Below are 19,304 nucleotides of genomic sequence, written 5' to 3'. Positions count from 1 at the left end.
TTTGCACGCACAGATCGTACAAACGGACAAACAACTAAGAGACGCATTCTCTGTACGTAAGCAAGTATTTGTGAATGAACAACAAGTTTCTGCTGAAGAAGAGTATGATGAGTTTGAAGAAACTTCAACACACGTTGTTATATATGATAATGATGTTCCAGTTGGTGCTGGTCGTTTTCGCATACTGGATGGAATAGGAAAAATGGAACGCATTTGCGTACTAGCTTCCCATCGTAAAAAAGGGATTGGAAAAATTGTTATGGATGCACTTGAAGCGTATGCGAAAGAAAACTCGCTACCAAAATTAAAGCTGCATGCCCAAACACATGCTGAAGATTTCTATAAGAAACTTGGATATGTAACGAATTCTAATGTATTCATGGAAGCAAATATTCCTCACATCGTTATGATAAAAGAATTGTAATTTGAAAACAGGAGGTATCCCCTCCTGTTTTTTACATTGCTATTTTCTTTTTCTTCCGCTAAAGTTAAATGTTGATGCTATAGTTTTGAAGGTGAATATATGACACAAGAAAAATTTTCACAAAAATCATTAACGCACGCTGATATTCCGCGTGCAACATATCATATTCCGAAAACATCTACCCATTTAATTATGGAAGAAGATGCGGATGCAGCGTACTTCCGCGCTCTCGAGCAACAAAATGTATTTTTAAATGAAAAACAATTAGAAGCCGTGCGAACGACAGAAGGCCCTGTCCTTACATTAGCTGGTGCTGGAAGCGGGAAAACGTCTGTTTTAACAACTCGCGTAGGTTATTTAGTAAATGTAAAACAAGTTCATCCGCGCAATATTTTATTACTTACATTTACACAAAAAGCAGCTGAAGAAATCCGAAATCGTGTAGCGAATTTACCAGGTATGAATCGTGCTGCAAGTAGCTACGTTGTTGCTGGTACATTCCACTCTGTCTTTTTAAAATTGCTTCGTAGTCAAGGATATAATCAGCAAATTTTAGCAAACGAAAAACATAAACAAATTATGATAAAGAAAATTTTAAAAGAGTTACGCTTAAAAGACGATTATGATGCTGAAACGATGCTCGCTATGATTTCACTTGAGAAAAACAAATTGAATCGTCCGAAAGATGTAAAAGCAAAAACACCCGTTGAACAAGAATTTAAAGAAGTATACGAGCGTTTTGAAGAAGTGAAACAACGATATAATTATATTGATTTCGATGACATCTTATTAGAAACGTATTATATGTTAGAAAATAACGCTCCTTTACTTACCCAATTACAACAACGTTTCCACTATATTGAAGTAGATGAGTTCCAAGATACATCGTATGCACAATATGAAATTGTAAAATTGTTAGCCACGCCAAGAAATAATTTATTTATCGCAGGTGATGACGACCAGGCGATATACGGCTGGCGAGGAGCAAGTCACCAAATTATTTTATCTTTTCCAAAAGAATTTGATAACACTACGATTATCGCACTGAATACAAATTATCGATCCAATCCTTTTATCGTCGGACTTGGAAATGAAGTTATCAAACTAAATCAAGAACGTTTTGATAAAGAGCTATATTCTGTGCGCGAAGAAGGTGTACAACCTTTTTACGCAAGACCTGCTACGACTCTTGATGAAGCAAATCAAATTTTGCAGCTCATTCAAGAAAAAGTAGATAGCGGCGAACGTAACTTTAAAGATTTTTGTTTACTGTATCGCACACATTCTGTAAGCCGTTCGTTACTTGATCAGCTTACCATTCACAAAATCCCGTTTATTAAGCACGGGGCGAGTCAATCATTTTATGAACATTCTTTAATTAAGCCTGTATTAGATCATTTAAGACTGGTGATTGAACCGTTTCGATTAGAATCACTTTCAAATATATTGCCAACGATGTATATTGGGCGTGATGATTGTATTTCATTTATTGAACGTGAACAATGGAAATATGGTGAGGGCCGCTTCCCTTCTCTTCTTCATTTCTTATTATTAAATCCGAGCTTAAAACCTTTTCAAGTGAAAAAGGTAAATGAGCGTATCGATTTTATTAAATTTATAAAAGAATTAGAACCGAAAAAAGCATTAAAAGAAATTATTCATGGTAAAGGAAAGTATTTAGAGTACTTACAAAGTAATGATCGCTCTTCCTTTACGATGCATAAAGATATACAAGAAGAAATGTTAGAAGAATTAATGGAGTCTGCAACTCGCTTCACCGATATTCCAGCATACTTACAATTTATTGATGAAGCAATTCAAGGTCAAAAAGAAATGGAAACATTAAAAACAATGCCGGAAAAAAATGCTGTTTCGCTTATGTCTATTCATAACGCAAAAGGTCTTGAATTTCCATGCGTCTTTTTACTTGGAGCGAGCGATGGTATTCTCCCCCATACTTCTTCTTTAAAAGATGCCAATGATCGTGTTACAGAGACTTCTGAAGCTTTAGAAGAAGAACGTCGATTACTTTATGTCGCAATTACACGTGCAAAAGAAGAACTTTACATTTCCTCTCCGCAATTTTTTAGAGGAAAAAAATTAGATATCTCTCGTTTTTTATATACTGCGCGAAAAGATTTACCTGAAAAGACATCCACTAAATAAGGATGTCTTTTTTTATATTGCATTATGTACATCCCTACTATATAAATTCCCTGCTTTTATCGTAAGAATTAACGTAATATCAACCATATCTCATTCATATTGTAATAGTGTATGTCAGAACTCACGATAAGGAGTGAACATAATGAGCTGCAATTGTAACGAAGACCATCATCACCATGATTGTGATTTCAACTGTGTATCGAATGTCGTTCGTTTTATACATGAATTACAAGAATGCGCAACTACAACATGTGGATCCGGTTGCGAAGTTCCATTTTTAGGTGCACATAACAATGCATCAGTAGCGAATACACGTCCTTTTATTTTATACACAAAGACTGGAGAACCTTTTGAAGCATTTGCACCATCTGCAAGCCTTACTAGTTGCCGATCTCCCATTTTCCGCGTAGAAAGTATAGATGATGATGACTGTGCTGTATTACGTGTATTAACTGTAGTTTTAGGTGATGGTACCTCTGTACCACCTGGTGACGACCCAATCTGTACGTTTTTAGCTGTACCAAATGCAAGGCTAGTGTCGACATCTACTTGTATTACTGTTGATTTAAGTTGTTTCTGCGCTATTCAATGCTTACGCGATGTTTCTATATAAAACTAAATATTAATTTAAGCATGGATTGGGTGGCAGAGTTTTCTGCCACCCAATCCATGCTTAAAAGGTATTATTATGTATTTTTCATAAAATTGGGAACTTGTCTAGAACATAGAACCTGTCCTTTTCATTAACTGAAAGTAGAAACAGATAAAGGAGTGAAAAACATGTTCTCTTCTGATTGCGAATTTACTAAAATCGATTGTGAGGCGAAACCAGCTAGTACACTGCCTGCATTCGGTTTTGCTTTCAACGCTTCCGGTCCTCAGTTCGCTTCATTATTCACACCATTACTATTACCTAGCGTAAGTCCAAACCCAAATATTACTGTTCCTGTAATAAACAATACAGTAAGTGTCGGAGATGGCATTCGAATTCAAGTAGCTGGTATTTATCAAATCAGTTATACATTAACAATTAGTCTTGATAACGTTCCTACCGCACCAGAAGCTGGTCGTTTCTTCTTATCATTAGGTACGCCGGCTAACATTATTCCTGGATCAGGTACAGCGGTTCGATCTAACGTTATTGGTACTGGTGAAGTAGATGTATCCAGTGGTGTTATTCTTATTAACTTAAACCCTGGTGACTTAATTCAAATTGTACCAGTTGAACTGCTTGGAACTGTGGACATCCGTGCTGCAGCATTAACAGTTGCACAAATTAGCTAGTAAAAAGCGGTATTTCTCCTTTGAAATACCGCTTTTTATATGTATAATAAAAAACACTCACAGTAACATGAGTGTTTCATTCTTCATATTGTTTTATTGTGTTCTTCTTTTTCCCGCAATTACATCCCTTTTTCTTCACAAATCCTTGTTGTTGTAATTGTTCTTGATATGCCTGTTGTTGTGCTTGGTGTTGTTGCTGCATGTAATACCATTGCTGCAGGTCATATGAATTTTGCCTTGGATTATTGCTCACAGCAAACATCTCCTCTACTGTCAATTCTGTCTATTTACTATATGAACAACTCTTTATTTCCGTTCCCTCATTCTTTTAAACTCCGCTTTTTCTAGTATTATGAAAATATATTATTCTCCCATAAAATATCCTGTAATCGTTTCAATGATTGCTGCTGCTCCTGCAATAGCTAATAATGCAAGTAACGGCTCTGCAACGATAGGGATCCAATTATATAAAACTAATAAAAAAGCACTAACCCATACACCTGTACACCAATAACAGCTTAATAATTCGCCAATCCACTTTCTTAATCCTTTACCTTTTACTTTTGTAAAAGTTGATACACTTCCATCTGGCTCTGTAATCTCTAATTCATCAATAAACGGTCTTCGCAAAAAAGCTGTAATTTTATCATACACAATTAAACGGGTGAGCCTAAAAGCAGCTAACGCGAAAATAAAGAATAAAAGCCAACTTGTAAACAGCATGATTCCACCTTCCCTTATCTTCTTTCGCCTATTTAAAAAAAAAGGTCTTGAGATTGTGACCAAATCTCTCCGACTCCAATATCTTATTAATGTAAATACAAACAAGAAGATAAGGAGTGACATTAATGAGTTGTAACGAAAATAAACACCATAGCTCTTCTCATTGTGTAGTTGACGTTGTAAAATTCATCAATGAATTACAAGATTGCTCTACTACTACGTGTGGATCTGGTTGTGAAATCCCATTTTTAGGAGCACACAATACTGCATCAGTAGCAAATACACGCCCTTTTATTTTATACACAAAAACTGGTGAACCTTTTGAAGCATTTGCACCATCTTCAAGCCTTACTAGCTGCCGATCTCCAATTTTCCGTGTGGAAAGCGTAGATGATGATAGCTGTGCTGTCTTACGTGTGTTAACTGTAGTATTAGGTGACGGTTCTCCTGTACCGCCTGGTGACGATCCAATTTGTACGTTTTTAGCTGTACCAAATGCAAGATTAATCTCGACATCTACTTGTATTACTGTTGATTTAAGCTGCTTCTGTGCGATTCAATGCTTACGCGACGTTTCTATCTAATAAATAAAGTGAACTAAAAAACTATTGGGGTGGTAGAAGCTTTCTACCACCTTTACATATTTAAAAGCCGGCCATATCAATCGATTTGATGTCTTCTATGGCTAACCTAATATCTCTCATACTATTTGGTGGCATAATAGCTACAATTCCATTACGATACGAGATAATCGATCCAATATAAGAAACGGTAGCCGTTTTTATTCTGCACCTTACTTTTGGAATATAATGAGGGCGGTTTAATAAAAAATGAATTTTCTCTTCATTATTCATATCCTTAAATGATTTATTATACGGGACTGTTCTCACTGGCTCTTGCTGTTCTTGCTGTTCTTGCTGTTCTTGCTGTTCTTGCTGTTCTTGCTGTTCTTGTACTTGTTCCTCTTCTTCTATTTCTTCTACTTGCTGCTCTTGTTGTTCTATTACCTCTTCCACAGCACTACTTACAGCATTTTCATTTTTATTACTTTCTTCTCTTCGATCCTCATTTTCAAAGTTTGTTAAGATGATCCTTTTTATTTTCGGTGCAGCAAGTTCCAAACTTACTTGCGCAATATATAACAACGGTTTTCCAACTGTTGAACTTTTATTTTTATTCTTCACACTCGTCCCTCCCACTTCCATACGTAGCTGAATAAATCGTGTACTATTATAGTTATATTCATAACGTGGTAAGAACTTTCGTTAAAAATCGTTCTTTCTAAGAACAAATAAAAAGGACAATCTCAACATGTAGAGATTGTCCTTAAAAAATTACTCTTATATTTATCCTAGGATATGATACCCTGAATCAACGTGAATGTTTTCTCCTGTTACGCCACGTGCTAAATCACTGAATAAGAATACTGCTGTATCCCCAACTTCTTCTGGAGTTGTTGTACGACGAAGTGGTGCGCGCTCCTCAATTTCTCTTAAGATTGAGTTAAAGTCGCCTACACCTTTTGCAGATAACGTACGAATTGGTCCTGCAGAAATAGCGTTAACGCGAATGCCATGTTGGCCTAAATCGTTAGCTAAATATTTCACGCTTGCTTCTAATGAAGCTTTCGCAACACCCATAACGTTATAGTTTTTCACAACGCGCTCGCCGCCAAGGTATGTTAACGTTAAAATATTTCCGCCTTCTGTCATTACTTTCTTCGCTTCTCTTGCTACAGCTGTTAAAGAGAATGCACTAATATTTTGTGCAAGTAAAAATCCATCGCGAGAAGTATCTACAAATTCACCTTTTAAATCATCACGATTTGCAAAAGCAATACAGTGTGCAACACCGTGAATTGTACCAACCTCTTGCTTGATTGTTTCAAAGCAAGCTGTAAGTTCTTCATCATTTGTTACATCACAAGGTAATACAAGTGATTCTTGTCCTTCTAATGTGTCCGCTAATTCACGAACGTTTCTCTCTAAACGTTCTCCTGCAAATGTGAATATTAATTTTGCACCTGCATTATGCAAAGAGCGAGCAATTCCCCACGCAATACTTCTTTGGTTCGCAACGCCCATAACAACAAATGTTTTCCCTTGTAATAGTTCCATGATATATCCTCCCAGAATTGCTTATACTTGTTATTAGTACCTGATACTATAATTATAGTACCATAAAACCTCTTAAAGGCAAACAAAAAAGTCATTAACTTAAATTTTGTTAATGACTTTTTGTTTCTATAAAAAAACGCTCTAATCCTTCTTCCCAAGAAGGCATTTGTGAAAAACCATTTAATCGTAGCATGTTATGTTGGAAAATAGAATATTTCGGTCTCGCTGCCGCTGATCCAAATTCTTCGGTTGAAACAGGTAATACATTCACTTTCATATTTGCATCCAAAAATATTTTTTTTGCAAATTCAAACCAAGAACATGAACCTCTATTTGACACATGATACGTACCGTATAAAGAAGTACGAATGAGCTTATTAATCATTACATTTAAATCCGCCACATAAGTAGGAGAACCGATTTGATCTGCTACAACAGATACTTCTTCTCTTTCTTTACCTAATCGCATCATCGTTTTCACAAAATTATTTCCATACTTACCATATAACCACGATGTACGAACGATAAAGTATTTATTATGTAGCTCTTTAACGAACTGCTCTCCAGCATACTTAGAAGCTCCGTATATATTTATCGGCGCCGGATTATGAAATTCATCGTATCCCTCCGGTCTGTCGCCCTGAAATACATAATCAGTGCTAATATAAACTAACTTCGCCCCTACTAATTGGGAAGCAACCGCTACATTTCGAGCTCCTATTGCATTTATTTTATACGCAATATCTTGTTCTTTCTCTGCATGATCAACCTTCGTATACGCTGCACAATGAATAATGATATGTGGCTTTATTTCTTGTACCACTTGCTGCATTCGGGATATATTTGTTATATCTAGTAACTTTTTATCAAATGGATATATGTCATATTCTTCAGGATTTAACTCTTCTTGTAGTTGCTTTCCCAATTGACCGTTTGCTCCTGTTATGATAATCCGTTCTTTCATTTATATGCCCCTTACTTTTCTTTTAGTGGTTTCCACCATTCTATATGATGTTCATACCATTCCACCGTTTCTTTCAACCCCTGTTCAAACGTATACTGCGGTTCCCACCCGAGCTCATTCTTCATCTTTTGTGCATCAATCGCATAACGACGATCATGTCCTAAACGGTCTGTAACATACGCAATGTCTTTTTTCGTTTTTCCTAAGAGAGTCATGATTTGTTCCACAACATCTATATTTGTTTTTTCATTATTTCCACCTATATTATATACTTCCCCTACACGTCCCTTATGCAAAACGACGTCAATCGCACTACAATGATCCGTTACATGTAACCAATCTCTTACATTTAATCCATCGCCATATAACGGTAATTTTTTATCTTCCAACACATTCGTAACCATTAATGGAATTAACTTTTCAGGATATTGATACGGTCCATAGTTATTGGAGCAACGCGTTACTATAACTGGTAATTGATATGTTTTATAATAAGATAAAGCTATCATGTCGGCGCTCGCCTTACTGGAAGAATATGGACTATTTGGAGCTAACGGGGTTTCCTCGGTGAATCGCCCTGTTTTCCCTAAAGAGCCGTACACCTCATCTGTTGATACTTGCACAAGTTTAATATGTGGATATTTTTTTACTAATTCTAATAAGGTGACTGTCCCAATTACATTTGTATCATAAAAAGGAATCGGATTTTCAATGCTACGGTCCACATGTGATTCAGCTGCGAAATTAACAATTACTTGTACGTCACGCTCCTTAATAACATGCTCCAACAGCTCTCCGTTTTGAATTTCCCCTTTTACAAAAGAGTAATTCGGATGATTTTGAAGAGACTTCACGTTATTTAAATTCCCGCTATATGTTAATGCATCGAAATTAATAATTTTATATGTTTCATAGCTTTGTAACATGTAATGAACAAAATTACTTCCAATAAATCCGGCCCCACCTGTTACTAATATATTCATATAACAACTCTCCTACTCAAAAGCTATCTTCACATTCCTGAAGTAACGGTAATATTCGATCTTTATCAGACAAAATAGGACTTGTTACCGGCCATGGAATTGCTAATTCTTTATCTTCCCAAAGTAACCCTGAGTCATGCTCTGCGCTATAATACTCATCTACTTTATACATAACAATCGTATGCGGGACAAGTGTACAAAAACCATGTGCAAATCCTTTTGGCACTAATAATTGCCGGTGATTATCAGCGCTTAAAATATATCCTCTCCACTGTTTAAACGTTGGTGAATCTTTTCGCAAATCAACGATAACGTCATAGATTGCCCCTTGCATAACTTGAATAAGTTTCGTTTGTGCTTTCGGATTTTTTTGAAAGTGTAATCCCCGAATCGTTCCCGCTTCTGCCGAATAAGAAACATTATCCTGTACAAATGAATACGTAACTCCTAATGTTTCTAGTACCTTCTTATTATAACTTTCTGTAAAAAAGCCACGCTCATCTCCAAATAACCTCGGTTCTAACAATTTTGCGTCGATAAAGTTTGTTTCTACAACTTTCATATTCTCACCTATTCTCCGTTAAACTGTTTACCAAAGTTTATATCCCGTGCTAACGTATTCGCCCTTTGAAGAGAAACATGAGTTCCCGCATCAGTCCACCAACCGCCCATTTCATTATAAGTAAGTACCTCTCGTTTTAAATACCAATTATTGATATCTGTAATTTCAAGTTCTCCCCTTGCGGAAGGTTTTAATTCTTTTATATAAGAAAAGACTTTCGAATCGTACAAATAAATTCCTGTAACTGCATAGGAACTTTTCGGCTCTTTCGGCTTTTCTTCAATTTCAATTATTTTTCTGTCTTGAATGTGCGCTACGCCAAATCTCTCCGGATCATCTACAGATTGCAGCAGTACTTTCGCACCTTCTTTTTGATTTGCAAACTCTTCAACGTACGGACGAATGTCATCTGAAAAAATATTATCTCCTAATATAACTACCATACGATCTTTCCCGACAAAATCTTCACAAAGTCCTAATGCTTGTGCAATTCCCCCAGCCTTATCTTGCACACGATACGTAAAAGACACGCCAAACTCTTGACCGCTTCCTAAGAAACTAACAACATCTCCCATATGATCTTTCCCTGTGATAATCATAATATCTGTAATATCGCATTGTTTCAGCTTATATACTGCATGATAAATCATTGGATAACGTCCAACAGGAAGCAAATGTTTATTCGTTACTTTCGTTATTGGATATAATCTCGATCCAGTTCCACCTGCTAAAATAATTCCTTTCATCCTACATCTCTCCCTTATGATGGAGATAGTATATCTTTGTAATGTTCTACAAACACTTTCCGATATTTCTCATATGTATCCGCATCAAACTCATCCCCGTTGTAGTGAATACACCATAAATTTGCTTGATTAGGGATACCAATTAAATAACCCGCCTTTTGAAATTCTAAAGACTGCGACACATCATAAAAGTGGAATCCTTGAAACAAGTCTTCTCGCCACGGAATATCATATTGTGTGGCCATTAATAATCCATCAATTGCCTGAACTGACATAAATGATTGATTCCCATAAAACAGCTGATCTAAATTTAACAATTGATAATTTTGTCTTCTGTACTCAATCACTTTCCCCACTAAATTTTTCCCTTCCCACCATATCCCGTTGCTCGGTAAAAACTGAGCACCAGCTACGCCAATTAAACCAAGTTTTTCGTTATCTTTAAAAAGAGAAATGAGTGTATAAAACATCTCTCGATTAATAAGGTAAGTATCTTGATGTATATAAACCTTATACTTCGCGGGATATGAAAGTGCCCGGTTATATGCACTTGCCATACTTTTCGCATCTCGTATCGGAAAAATTTGTACGACATAACCAGGGGGAACAAAAAGATTTCTTATTTGTCTCTCGCATTGTTCAAATAAATCTTCATTATTTATACAAACAACGACTAATATTGTATGATCCTTCATCTTGTAGCCCCTCTATTCGTCTTGATTTACATCTGACATATAGTGCTCCACAAATATCTTTCTATACTTTTCATAGTTGGTCATATTCACATCAAAATGATAATGAATACACCACGCATCACGCTGTACAGGAACCCCAACTGTATAGCCAGCTTTTCTAAATTCAAATGATTGAGATACATCATAAAAGTCAAATCCATCAAACAAGTCTTCTCGCCACGGAATATCGTATTGCGTTGCCATCAATAAACCATCAATACATTCAACTGGCATAAATGTTTTTGAGTCATGGTACGGCTTTTCTTGAGTTGCCATATAAAATAAATCATTCATATAACCAATTACTTTCCCAACAATTTCCCTGCCTTCATTCCATATCCCGTTTGGAGGAACATATTGGGCTCCAATCATTCCAATCATTCCAAGATGTTCATGTTCATTAAATAATTGAAGTAATCCGTATAAAAATGCCACATTCATAATGAAAACATCTTGGTGTATATATACTTTATATTTCGCTGGATGCGAAATCGCTTGATTATATCCGCTCGTCATACTTTTCGCATTCCGAATTGGCATAAATTGTACAATATACCCTGGAGGCACTGCTAAGCTCAATATATGTCGTACGCACTGTGCATACATTTTCCGATCATTTATACATGTAACAAATAATATTGTTTTTTCAGCAGCACTCATAGCTGGGATTTTTCTGCTTCAATAATATACTGAAATACGACCGTCTCAGCCATGAAGCCACTTCCAAGACGATATTTTTTACAAATTCCATATAATTCCTCAATAAGTGGTTCGTACATTTTATGATCAACGTATACACGATCTACTTTACTAATCGAATAACCTGCTTTTAAAAACATTCGTAGCATTTCATTAAATGTAAAGAAACGAATATGTGTTTTATCTAATAAACCATATTCTGTATACGTCCAATTTCCAGCTAGTAAAGGAGCTAATACTGAGATATGAGAAACGTTCGGTATACTAGCTAAAATCACACCATTTTCTTTTATATATGGCTTTACTTTTTCTATTACAGCCCACGGATCAAATAAATGCTCTAATACATCCCCAAATATGACGCAATCAAATTGCTCCTCCTCATAAGGAAGATCTATTTTTTCTATATCTCCTAAAATAACATGATCAAGTCTTTCTTTTGCTTTTTCTGCCGCCTCTGGGAATGCTTCAATTCCAGATACACGTGTGCCATTTTCTTTTATAGTCGCTCCCAATGCACCGCCCGAGCAACCAATATCAAGAACTTCTTTCCATTCCTTTTTTATGTGCTTTAATAAATTCGGATTCGCTGCATTGTAATAATGCTCGGACTTTTCTTCATATAGGGAATTTTTTTCACGATTCATTTTACACACTCCTTATGCAAATTGAATTTGAAATATAAATCTCATTCATCAAATACCGGTTCCATTACTGATACACTAATATATAACCAATCTATTAGAGTTAGAATAACGATAAACCATTTCTAACAAAACGAAACTTATTACACTTTATATTGTTTATTAAAAACATCCCGAAAATATTTGCGGTTATATTCGATTGCAGCATTATTTGGAACATAAGCAGCTGCTAATTCGTTGTAATAATAAGCTTTATCTTGCTCTCCTAACTTGCTATAACAAATACACATTTGTAAATAGGGAAGCCATGTGTAGCTCGCTGGACTATGAAACGGACTCTCCGTCGCCATTGGTACTTCCGTTGCAAGTTTAAACCAAAATATCGCTTCGTTATATTTTTGTTGTTCCATATATATATATCCTATCCTTGTACAATTCTCTCCTCTAGGAACATCATATCGAAACGACTTCACGCAAGATTCAATTGCCTTTTCCCATGATCCAAGCTTTGCATAGCAATCTCCTAACTTACCACATGCATAAATTTTCTCTTCATACCATCCTTCGTCTTGATTAAGGAATGTTTCATATAGCATAACTGCATCATCATATTTTTGGTTATCCATAGATTCATTTGCGTAATAAAATAAATCTCTCGGACTCAATTCTTCTCCTGCAGCTACAGCATTTTGAAAAATTTTCAAATTACGATTTGTTACCTTTTTTTCTTTTTTATGTGTAATAGCAACATTACTACTAAAAGTTTCACCAGAAATAGCTAAATACTCATGAACCTTTCCAAACCATTGAAATTGTTTTTCACGCTTTACAAGTCGATTTCTTTTTGTACAATATAAAGGTTTCCCGCTAGAATCCATTGCAAGATGATAAGGCATCGAAACAGCATCAATTTTAGGATCCAATTCTCTTTTTAAGAGTTTCAATGCTTCTTGAGCATCTTCTAATAATACGTCATCTGCATCTAGCCACAATATATACTCTTGCGTTGCTTTTGAAAAAGAAAAATTTCTTGCTGCCGCAAAATCATTAATCCATGGAAAGTCATATATGTTAGAGGTATATTGAGCTACAATTTCTTTCGTTCGATCAATGGAACCTGTATCAACTATAATAATTTCATCAACAATTTTTTCGACTGCATCTAAACATCGACCTATTGTATCTTCCTCATCTCGAACAATCATACATAAACTAATTGTAATTCCTTGCTTGTTCAACATAATCACCCTCTTCCAAATCAATCATATGTTATACATACAATAAACTTTCCACTTTTTTAACTTGCACAAGCAGTTTAAGATTTCTTTTCAATAATTCAAATGTCCGTGTCATTTTCTTTCGGTTTTGCATCTACTATATAATGAACGCTTTATGGAGGTGAATTTATGTCAAATAATAATTATTCAGATGGATTGAATCCCGATGAATCTTTATCAGCTAGTGCATTTGACCCTAATCTTGTAGGACCAACATTACCACCAATACCACCGTTTACCCTTCCTACCGGACCTACTGGACCTACTGGACCTACTGGGCCTACTGGGCCTACTGGGCCTACTGGACCTACTGGACCTACTGGGCCTACTGGTTCAACTGGTACGACTGGACCTACTGGGCCTACTGGATCAACTGGACCTACTGGGCCTACTGGACCTACTGGATCAACTGGTACGACTGGACCTACTGGGCCTACTGGTGACACTGGGGCTACTGGACCTACGGGGCCTACTGGTGACACTGGGGCTACTGGATCTACTGGGCCTACTGGTCCTACTGGACCTACTGGACCTACTGGGCCTACTGGACCATCCGGCCTAGGACTTCCAGCAGGATTATATGCATTTAACTCCGCTGGGATTTCTTTGGATATTGGACTTAATGCTCCAGTACCATTTAATACTGTTGGATCTCAGTTTGGTACAGCAATTTCTCAATTAGATCCTGATACTTTCGTAATTAGTCAAACTGGATTCTATAAAATCACCGTTATCGTATACACTGCAGCAGTAAGTCTATTAGGAGGACTTACAATCCAAGTAAATGGGGTATCTGTTCCAGGTACTGGGGCCACTTTAATCTCAGTTGGAGCACCTATCGTTGTTCAAGCAATTACGCAAATTACGACAACTCCATCATTAGTTGAAGTAATCGTTACAGGGCTTGGGCTATCATTAGCTCTTGGTACAAATGCATCTATTATTATTGAAAAAATCGCTTAATTTTTTACTTAGCAGTAAAACTGATATCAGTTTTACTGCTTTTTCATTGGTAAATTCAATCATTAAATCCTTCTTTTCTACATAGTCATAATGTTGTATGACATTCTTCAGGAGGCACTTATATGGAAAATAAATCGGCTGTCCAGCTTTATCTTGAGTTATTAAAGAAAACAATTTTATTTGAAATATGGTTGGAATACGAACCATACTTACCTGCTTCGTTACATATATCTAAAGAACTATCATATGAACCAGTTACGGTTCCACTTCCTTTATTTCTTAAGCAGTATATAGAAAATCACAATTTAAAAATCGTTAATCCTAACGTTTCAAACAATGAGCGTCAAGGTGGCAAGGATTGGCCAAGAGCTGCACACAGTATGGTTGGTCGAAAACGTATGAATCAATTACAAGAGGCGATGGAAACTGTAGTCAGGGAAAATATAGAAGGCGATTTTATTGAAACTGGTGTATGGCGCGGAGGATCATGCATTTTTATGAATGGGTTTTTACAAGCAAACAACATTAAGGATCGTACTGTATGGGTTGCCGATTCGTTTGAAGGTCTGCCCGCACCTAACTTAGAACAATATCCGAAAGATTACGGTGATTATTTGCACACATTCGATTACTTACGAGTTTCTTTAGAAACAGTGCAAGAAAACTTTAGAAAATATGATTTATTAAATGATCAGGTGAAATTTTTAAAGGGTTGGTTTAAAGATACATTGCCTTCAGCACCAGTAGAAAAAATTGCAATTGCTCGCCTTGATGGCGATATGTATGAATCAACGATGGATAGTCTTGTAAACTTATACGACAAAGTTTCAACAGGTGGCTTTATTATTATTGATGACTACGGATTAGTAACATGCGCAGAAGCTGTAACAGATTTCAGAAAGGAAAGAAACTTACAAGCTCCTATTACTAAAATTGATGATTTCGGTATTTATTGGCGAAAAGAATAGAATATATTTTTATTTTTTAAGGGGTTCTATTACACTACTTATTCATAAAAACTAATTGTGTAAAGTTCCCCTCACTATAAATGATTCATGTATATATACGATGGAAATCCCCTACTTTACTACAAGGACGGAGTGAATATATGAACGAAAATGAGAAAGAAATCACATTAATCCCACCCCCAGAACTCGTTCAATATGTAGGTGGTGACTTTGAAGAAGTTGGAAAAGAGTTTATGCATTATTTTATTGAAATTGGCAATTTAAAATCAAATGAAACAGTGTTAGATGTAGGCTGCGGCATTGGCCGAATGGCGGTTCCATTAATGAATTATTTAAGCGATGAAGGTACTTATTATGGATTTGACTTATTCAATGCGGGAATTACATGGTGCAAAAATAACATTTCTACACGCCGTAACAATTTCCATTTTGAACATATCGATGTATATAATCAATTCTACAATCCCGATGGAAAAGAAGATGCCTCCCAATACAAGTTTCCATATGAAGATGAATCCTTTGATTTTATTTTTTTAACGTCTGTATTTACCCATCTCCTTCCGAAAGAATTAGAACATTACGTATGCGAGATTGCACGAGTTCTGAAAAAAGATGGGAGATGTTTTATTACTTTCTTTTTAATTAATCCTGAATCTTCCTATTACTTAAATGCAGGACTAAGTACGTTAGGTTTTTATCATCAAATTGACAATTGTTATGTTCTAAATAAAGATATACCGAATTTCGCAGTTGCCTATCCTGAGGAAGATATTCGTACTCTATTAAATAAATATGGGCTAGAAGTACAGACTCCTCCCCATTATGGTTCATGGTGTGGCAGAACTGAACACACCAGTTATCAAGATATTATTCTTACACAAAAAATTTCTGAAAGGTAGTTGTATATGGAAAATATAAAAAATTCACCTCTCGTTTCCATCCTGATTCCTACCTATAATCGACCACATTATTTTAAAATTGCTCTAGAAAGTGCATTAGCACAAACGTATCCCAATATTGAAATTATTGTAGGAGACGATAGTACAAATAATGAAACAGAAAAATTAATATACAGACATTATTTACATAAGTATAAACATATAACGTATATTCGAAATACCTCTACTTTAGGACAATTTCATAACTCCCTTATGCTCTTAGCACAGTCAAATGGAGAGTACATAAATTTCTTAATGGACGATGATATATTTTATAATAATAAAATTGAAAAAATGATGTTTCATTTCCAACAAGACTTAAATAAAAATCTTGCACTTATCACATCCTATCGCACTTGGATTAATGATAATGGAGATATAATTGAACAACATCCCTCCATGAAAAAATTATATGGTGAAGATACACTACTAAATGGGAAAGATTTTGGAAACCATATGTTTTTAGCGGGACAAAATATTATCGGCGAACCTACAATCGTACTCTTTAGAAAAAGTCTATTAACAGAGCCTTTCGGCACTTTAAATGGTAGAAAATATGGTTGTAGTGTTGATATGGCCTCTTGGATCCATTTACTTTCAAAAGGTGATGCCATGTATATCACTGAGCCTTTAAGTTCCTTCCGCGTTCATTCTGGACAGCAAGTACGTCACAAATTCCTTGAAGGCTGTGAAGATTTTTCTCATCTCGTTTTAACCTCAAAAAAGTATGGTTTCTTACAAGACCCTAAACATTATAAAAAGGGTTTGATAAGAGCTTATGGATGGTATAAAAATGCGTTCAAATATTACAATCTATTTCCGAACCTCATTCCAGATATAAATACACATGCACGTCTTTCCTATTGTTTAAATATAATTACAAAAGAACTCCGTGCCATATAGTCCATCACAAGGAAGGAGCTATTCCTTCTTTGTGATGTATGACTTCCCACAAATAGTGGAATAAATGTATGCATAGTCTGCTTGTATATTATTTTTATCATGACATGATTCATACACTTACTAGGCGATAGAAAGGAATACATACATTGAAAGACCCAAATTCTCAATATCAAATAGACTACGTTTTACTATTCATCTTATTTGCCATTGGGACTGTTAGTTGCTTTGCAATTGCAAGTGCACAAGCTTCTTTACCACCATTTTTGCAAAGCGTAAATTTTGTATTAAAGCAAATCCAATGGTACTTCATTGGATTTATAGCCATTGGTGTCATTATGATTATTGATTTCGATCGTTATCAAAAAATTGCTTGGTATTTATATACCTTTGCATTGGTACTACTCATTGGACTAGAACTTCAAGTACCAGGTGCCGTCACAATTAAAGGTGCGACCGCTTGGTACAGGCTCCCAGGCATCGGAAATTTCCAGCCTTCTGAAATTATGAAATTGTTTTTAATTCTCGTCACCGGACGAATTATAGCAAATCACAATGAGAAATATTTTTCCCGAACAATACACGACGATTTTTTATTACTCGGAAAAATATGTGCAACAAGTTTGCCACCTCTGCTACTTATTGCAAAGGAACCTGATTTAGGAAACACGATGGTAATTTCAGCTATGCTCGCAGCAATGATATTGGTTTCTGGTATACGTTGGCGTTTTATTTTCGGATTAGTTTCTGGCATTTCTGCAGCTGGCGTTACATTAACTTATATTTTTTTTACTCATACAACATTCTTTAAAGCACACATTTTACAAGAATATCAACTAAATCGCTTTTACGGCTGGTTAGCTCCATACAAATATGATGCGCAAGGCTATCAATTAAGACAAGCTTTCTTAGCTACTGGATCAGGAGAAATGCAAGGAAAAGGTTGGGAAAATGGACAAGTATACTTTCCAGAACCACATACAGATTTTATTTTCACTAATGTCGCTGAACAATTCGGCTTTTTAGGCGCAAGTGTCATTATTGCACTTTTTTTCCTACTTATTTTCCGCATGATTCATATCGCTTTAGAAAGTAATGACCCTTTTGGTAGTTACATTTGCGCTGGTACAATCGGAATGTTTACTTTTCAAGTATTTCAAAATATCGGGATGACCATCGGATTACTACCTATTACAGGAATCACACTACCCCTTATGAGCTACGGAGGAAGTTCCTTACTCACATACATGATAGCGATTGGATTTGTTTTAAACGTTCGCTCAAGGACGAAAATCTTTATGTTTAAATGAAGTAAAAAAACGGTATATTTTTATCTCTATCCTTTTTTAGATATACTAATGGAAAATATGATGGAGGTTTAAATATGAAATATGACATTATAGGGGATATTCATGGATGCTTCCAAGAGTTTCAAGATTTAACAATGAAACTCGGATATAAGTGGAATAGTGACCTGCCGATTCACCCTGATCAACGTAAGCTTGCATTTGTTGGTGATATTACAGATCGCGGTCCTCATTCATTACGTATGATTGAAATTGTATGGGAACTTGTCATAAATAAAAAAGTAGCTTATTACGCTCCGGGAAATCACTGTAATAAACTATACCGCTTTTTCCTCGGGCGTAACGTATCAATCGCTCATGGACTCGAAACAACAGTTGCCGAATATGAAGCACTGCCTTCTCATAAACAGAATATTATAAAGGAAAAATTCATCACACTTTATGAGCAATCCCCTTTATATCACATACTCGATGAAAAAAGGTTAATTGTATGTCACGCCGGAATTCGGCAAGATTACATAGGAAAACAAGATAAAAAAGTACAAACCTTTGTATTATATGGCGATATTACAGGTGAAAAACATGCTGACGGCTCTCCTGTCCGTCGCGACTGGGCGAAGGAATATAAAGGACAAGCTTGGATTATATATGGACATACACCTGTAAAAGAACCTCGCTTTGTAAATCATACAATTAATATTGACACTGGTGCTGTATTTGGCGGGAGTTTAACTGGATTACGTTATCCCGAAATGGAGACTGTTTCCGTTCCTTCCTCCCTACCTTTTGTCCCAGAGAAGTTTCGCCCAATTTCATAACTTACGAGAGATTACCATATCATTTAGGCCGCTCTCCTATAAAAACTAGGTAAAGTAATGAAAAAAAGATGCAATAAAGTGCATCTT

The 19,304-nt window shown here is 35.8% G+C and carries 23 protein-coding genes; 11 read left to right on the top strand and 12 right to left on the bottom strand.

The window, feature by feature from the left end; all coding sequences use genetic code 11:
* The first annotated feature begins 1 nt into the window (after position 1).
* The 4 genes from ACHZK0_RS06305 (at position 2) to exsF (ending at position 3,874) form a co-directional block, all read left to right on the top strand.
* On the top strand, positions 2–424 hold the full coding sequence (locus ACHZK0_RS06305) for a GNAT family N-acetyltransferase (protein ID WP_000543311.1): 423 nt from the start codon (positions 2–4) through the stop codon (positions 422–424).
* A gap of 99 nt (positions 425–523) precedes the next feature.
* Positions 524–2,590 carry an ATP-dependent helicase gene (locus ACHZK0_RS06300; protein ID WP_270342791.1) on the top strand — a complete coding sequence of 689 codons (2,067 nt, stop codon included), beginning with the start codon at positions 524–526 and terminating at the stop codon, positions 2,588–2,590.
* Positions 2,591–2,732: 142 nt separating this feature from the next.
* A complete protein-coding gene (gene cotY, locus ACHZK0_RS06295) occupies positions 2,733–3,203 on the top strand; it encodes a spore coat protein CotY (protein ID WP_262740932.1) in 471 nt (156 codons plus the stop codon).
* A 167-nt stretch (positions 3,204–3,370) separates the two neighbouring features.
* Positions 3,371–3,874 carry an exosporium protein ExsF gene (gene exsF, locus ACHZK0_RS06290; RefSeq protein WP_000492946.1) on the top strand — a complete coding sequence of 168 codons (504 nt, stop codon included), beginning with the start codon at positions 3,371–3,373 and terminating at the stop codon, positions 3,872–3,874.
* 76 nt (positions 3,875–3,950) lie between these two features.
* Here the strand turns inward: exsF and ACHZK0_RS06285 are convergent, their stop codons facing one another.
* Together ACHZK0_RS06285 and ACHZK0_RS06280 are read right to left on the bottom strand one after the other, a co-directional pair.
* Positions 3,951–4,136: a hypothetical protein gene (locus tag ACHZK0_RS06285; protein WP_033656000.1), complete on the bottom strand. Its 186-nt coding sequence runs from the start codon at positions 4,134–4,136 to the stop codon at positions 3,951–3,953.
* A gap of 101 nt (positions 4,137–4,237) precedes the next feature.
* Complete coding sequence (locus tag ACHZK0_RS06280) at positions 4,238–4,597, bottom strand: DUF1360 domain-containing protein (protein ID WP_000899662.1); 360 nt, start codon at positions 4,595–4,597, stop codon at positions 4,238–4,240.
* Between the two features lie 125 nt (positions 4,598–4,722).
* On the opposite strand from ACHZK0_RS06280, the gene exsY reads away from it, so the two are divergent.
* Positions 4,723–5,181: an exosporium assembly protein ExsY gene (exsY, locus tag ACHZK0_RS06275; protein WP_262742201.1), complete on the top strand. Its 459-nt coding sequence runs from the start codon at positions 4,723–4,725 to the stop codon at positions 5,179–5,181.
* Positions 5,182–5,241: 60 nt separating this feature from the next.
* On the opposite strand, the gene ACHZK0_RS06270 is transcribed toward exsY, so the two are convergent.
* The 10 genes from ACHZK0_RS06270 to ACHZK0_RS06225 all read right to left on the bottom strand — a co-directional run bounded on the left by ACHZK0_RS06270 (position 5,242) and on the right by ACHZK0_RS06225 (position 13,287).
* Positions 5,242–5,802, bottom strand: coding sequence for a spore coat CotO family protein (locus tag ACHZK0_RS06270; RefSeq protein WP_395761340.1), 561 nt, complete (start codon positions 5,800–5,802; stop codon positions 5,242–5,244).
* Between the two features lie 141 nt (positions 5,803–5,943).
* The gene (gene fabI / locus ACHZK0_RS06265) at positions 5,944–6,714 is read right to left on the bottom strand and encodes an enoyl-ACP reductase FabI (RefSeq protein ID WP_002158869.1); all 771 of its coding nucleotides are present in this window, start codon (positions 6,712–6,714) and stop codon (positions 5,944–5,946) included.
* A gap of 109 nt (positions 6,715–6,823) precedes the next feature.
* Positions 6,824–7,678 (bottom strand): dTDP-4-dehydrorhamnose reductase, encoded by an 855-nt coding sequence (rfbD, locus tag ACHZK0_RS06260; RefSeq protein ID WP_395761339.1) that lies wholly within the window; start codon positions 7,676–7,678, stop codon positions 6,824–6,826.
* An 11-nt stretch (positions 7,679–7,689) separates the two neighbouring features.
* Positions 7,690–8,661 (bottom strand): dTDP-glucose 4,6-dehydratase, encoded by a 972-nt coding sequence (gene rfbB / locus ACHZK0_RS06255; protein ID WP_262742204.1) that lies wholly within the window; start codon positions 8,659–8,661, stop codon positions 7,690–7,692.
* Between the two features lie 16 nt (positions 8,662–8,677).
* Entirely contained in the window at positions 8,678–9,223 is a 546-nt protein-coding gene (rfbC, locus tag ACHZK0_RS06250; RefSeq protein ID WP_061678750.1) for a dTDP-4-dehydrorhamnose 3,5-epimerase, read from the bottom strand.
* An 8-nt stretch (positions 9,224–9,231) separates the two neighbouring features.
* Positions 9,232–9,969, bottom strand: a complete 738-nt coding sequence (locus ACHZK0_RS06245) for a sugar phosphate nucleotidyltransferase (protein ID WP_262742205.1) — start codon at positions 9,967–9,969, stop codon at positions 9,232–9,234.
* A 14-nt stretch (positions 9,970–9,983) separates the two neighbouring features.
* The gene (locus ACHZK0_RS06240; RefSeq protein WP_061678748.1) at positions 9,984–10,664 is read right to left on the bottom strand and encodes a glycosyltransferase family protein; all 681 of its coding nucleotides are present in this window, start codon (positions 10,662–10,664) and stop codon (positions 9,984–9,986) included.
* Positions 10,665–10,676: 12 nt separating this feature from the next.
* The gene (locus tag ACHZK0_RS06235; RefSeq protein WP_262742207.1) at positions 10,677–11,363 is read right to left on the bottom strand and encodes a glycosyltransferase family protein; all 687 of its coding nucleotides are present in this window, start codon (positions 11,361–11,363) and stop codon (positions 10,677–10,679) included.
* The gene (locus ACHZK0_RS06230) at positions 11,360–12,049 is read right to left on the bottom strand and encodes a class I SAM-dependent methyltransferase (protein ID WP_262742209.1); all 690 of its coding nucleotides are present in this window, start codon (positions 12,047–12,049) and stop codon (positions 11,360–11,362) included. Before ACHZK0_RS06230 ends, ACHZK0_RS06235 begins: the two co-directional genes overlap by 4 nt.
* A gap of 140 nt (positions 12,050–12,189) precedes the next feature.
* Positions 12,190–13,287, bottom strand: coding sequence for a glycosyltransferase (locus ACHZK0_RS06225; RefSeq protein ID WP_262742210.1), 1,098 nt, complete (start codon positions 13,285–13,287; stop codon positions 12,190–12,192).
* Between the two features lie 165 nt (positions 13,288–13,452).
* Here ACHZK0_RS06225 and ACHZK0_RS06220 point away from each other — a divergent pair, with 165 nt between their 5' ends.
* From ACHZK0_RS06220 to prpE, 6 genes are all read left to right on the top strand, one after another.
* Entirely contained in the window at positions 13,453–14,286 is an 834-nt protein-coding gene (locus ACHZK0_RS06220; protein ID WP_395761338.1) for a BclA C-terminal domain-containing protein, read from the top strand.
* A gap of 122 nt (positions 14,287–14,408) precedes the next feature.
* Positions 14,409–15,254: a TylF/MycF family methyltransferase gene (locus ACHZK0_RS06215; RefSeq protein ID WP_270606442.1), complete on the top strand. Its 846-nt coding sequence runs from the start codon at positions 14,409–14,411 to the stop codon at positions 15,252–15,254.
* Between the two features lie 140 nt (positions 15,255–15,394).
* The gene (locus tag ACHZK0_RS06210; RefSeq protein WP_395761337.1) at positions 15,395–16,153 is read left to right on the top strand and encodes a class I SAM-dependent methyltransferase; all 759 of its coding nucleotides are present in this window, start codon (positions 15,395–15,397) and stop codon (positions 16,151–16,153) included.
* Positions 16,154–16,159: 6 nt separating this feature from the next.
* The gene (locus ACHZK0_RS06205; RefSeq protein ID WP_395761336.1) at positions 16,160–17,095 is read left to right on the top strand and encodes a glycosyltransferase family 2 protein; all 936 of its coding nucleotides are present in this window, start codon (positions 16,160–16,162) and stop codon (positions 17,093–17,095) included.
* A gap of 146 nt (positions 17,096–17,241) precedes the next feature.
* The gene (locus ACHZK0_RS06200) at positions 17,242–18,402 is read left to right on the top strand and encodes an FtsW/RodA/SpoVE family cell cycle protein (RefSeq protein ID WP_262742220.1); all 1,161 of its coding nucleotides are present in this window, start codon (positions 17,242–17,244) and stop codon (positions 18,400–18,402) included.
* A 74-nt stretch (positions 18,403–18,476) separates the two neighbouring features.
* Entirely contained in the window at positions 18,477–19,217 is a 741-nt protein-coding gene (gene prpE, locus ACHZK0_RS06195) for a bis(5'-nucleosyl)-tetraphosphatase PrpE (RefSeq protein ID WP_262742222.1), read from the top strand.
* The last annotated feature ends 87 nt before the right edge of the window (positions 19,218–19,304 follow it).

It is taken from the genome of Bacillus sp. 3G2, assembly GCF_044324725.1.
GTDB classification, from domain to species: Bacteria; Bacillota; Bacilli; order Bacillales; family Bacillaceae_G; genus Bacillus_A; species Bacillus_A mobilis.
This window is presented reverse-complemented; position numbering and strand designations above follow the sequence as displayed.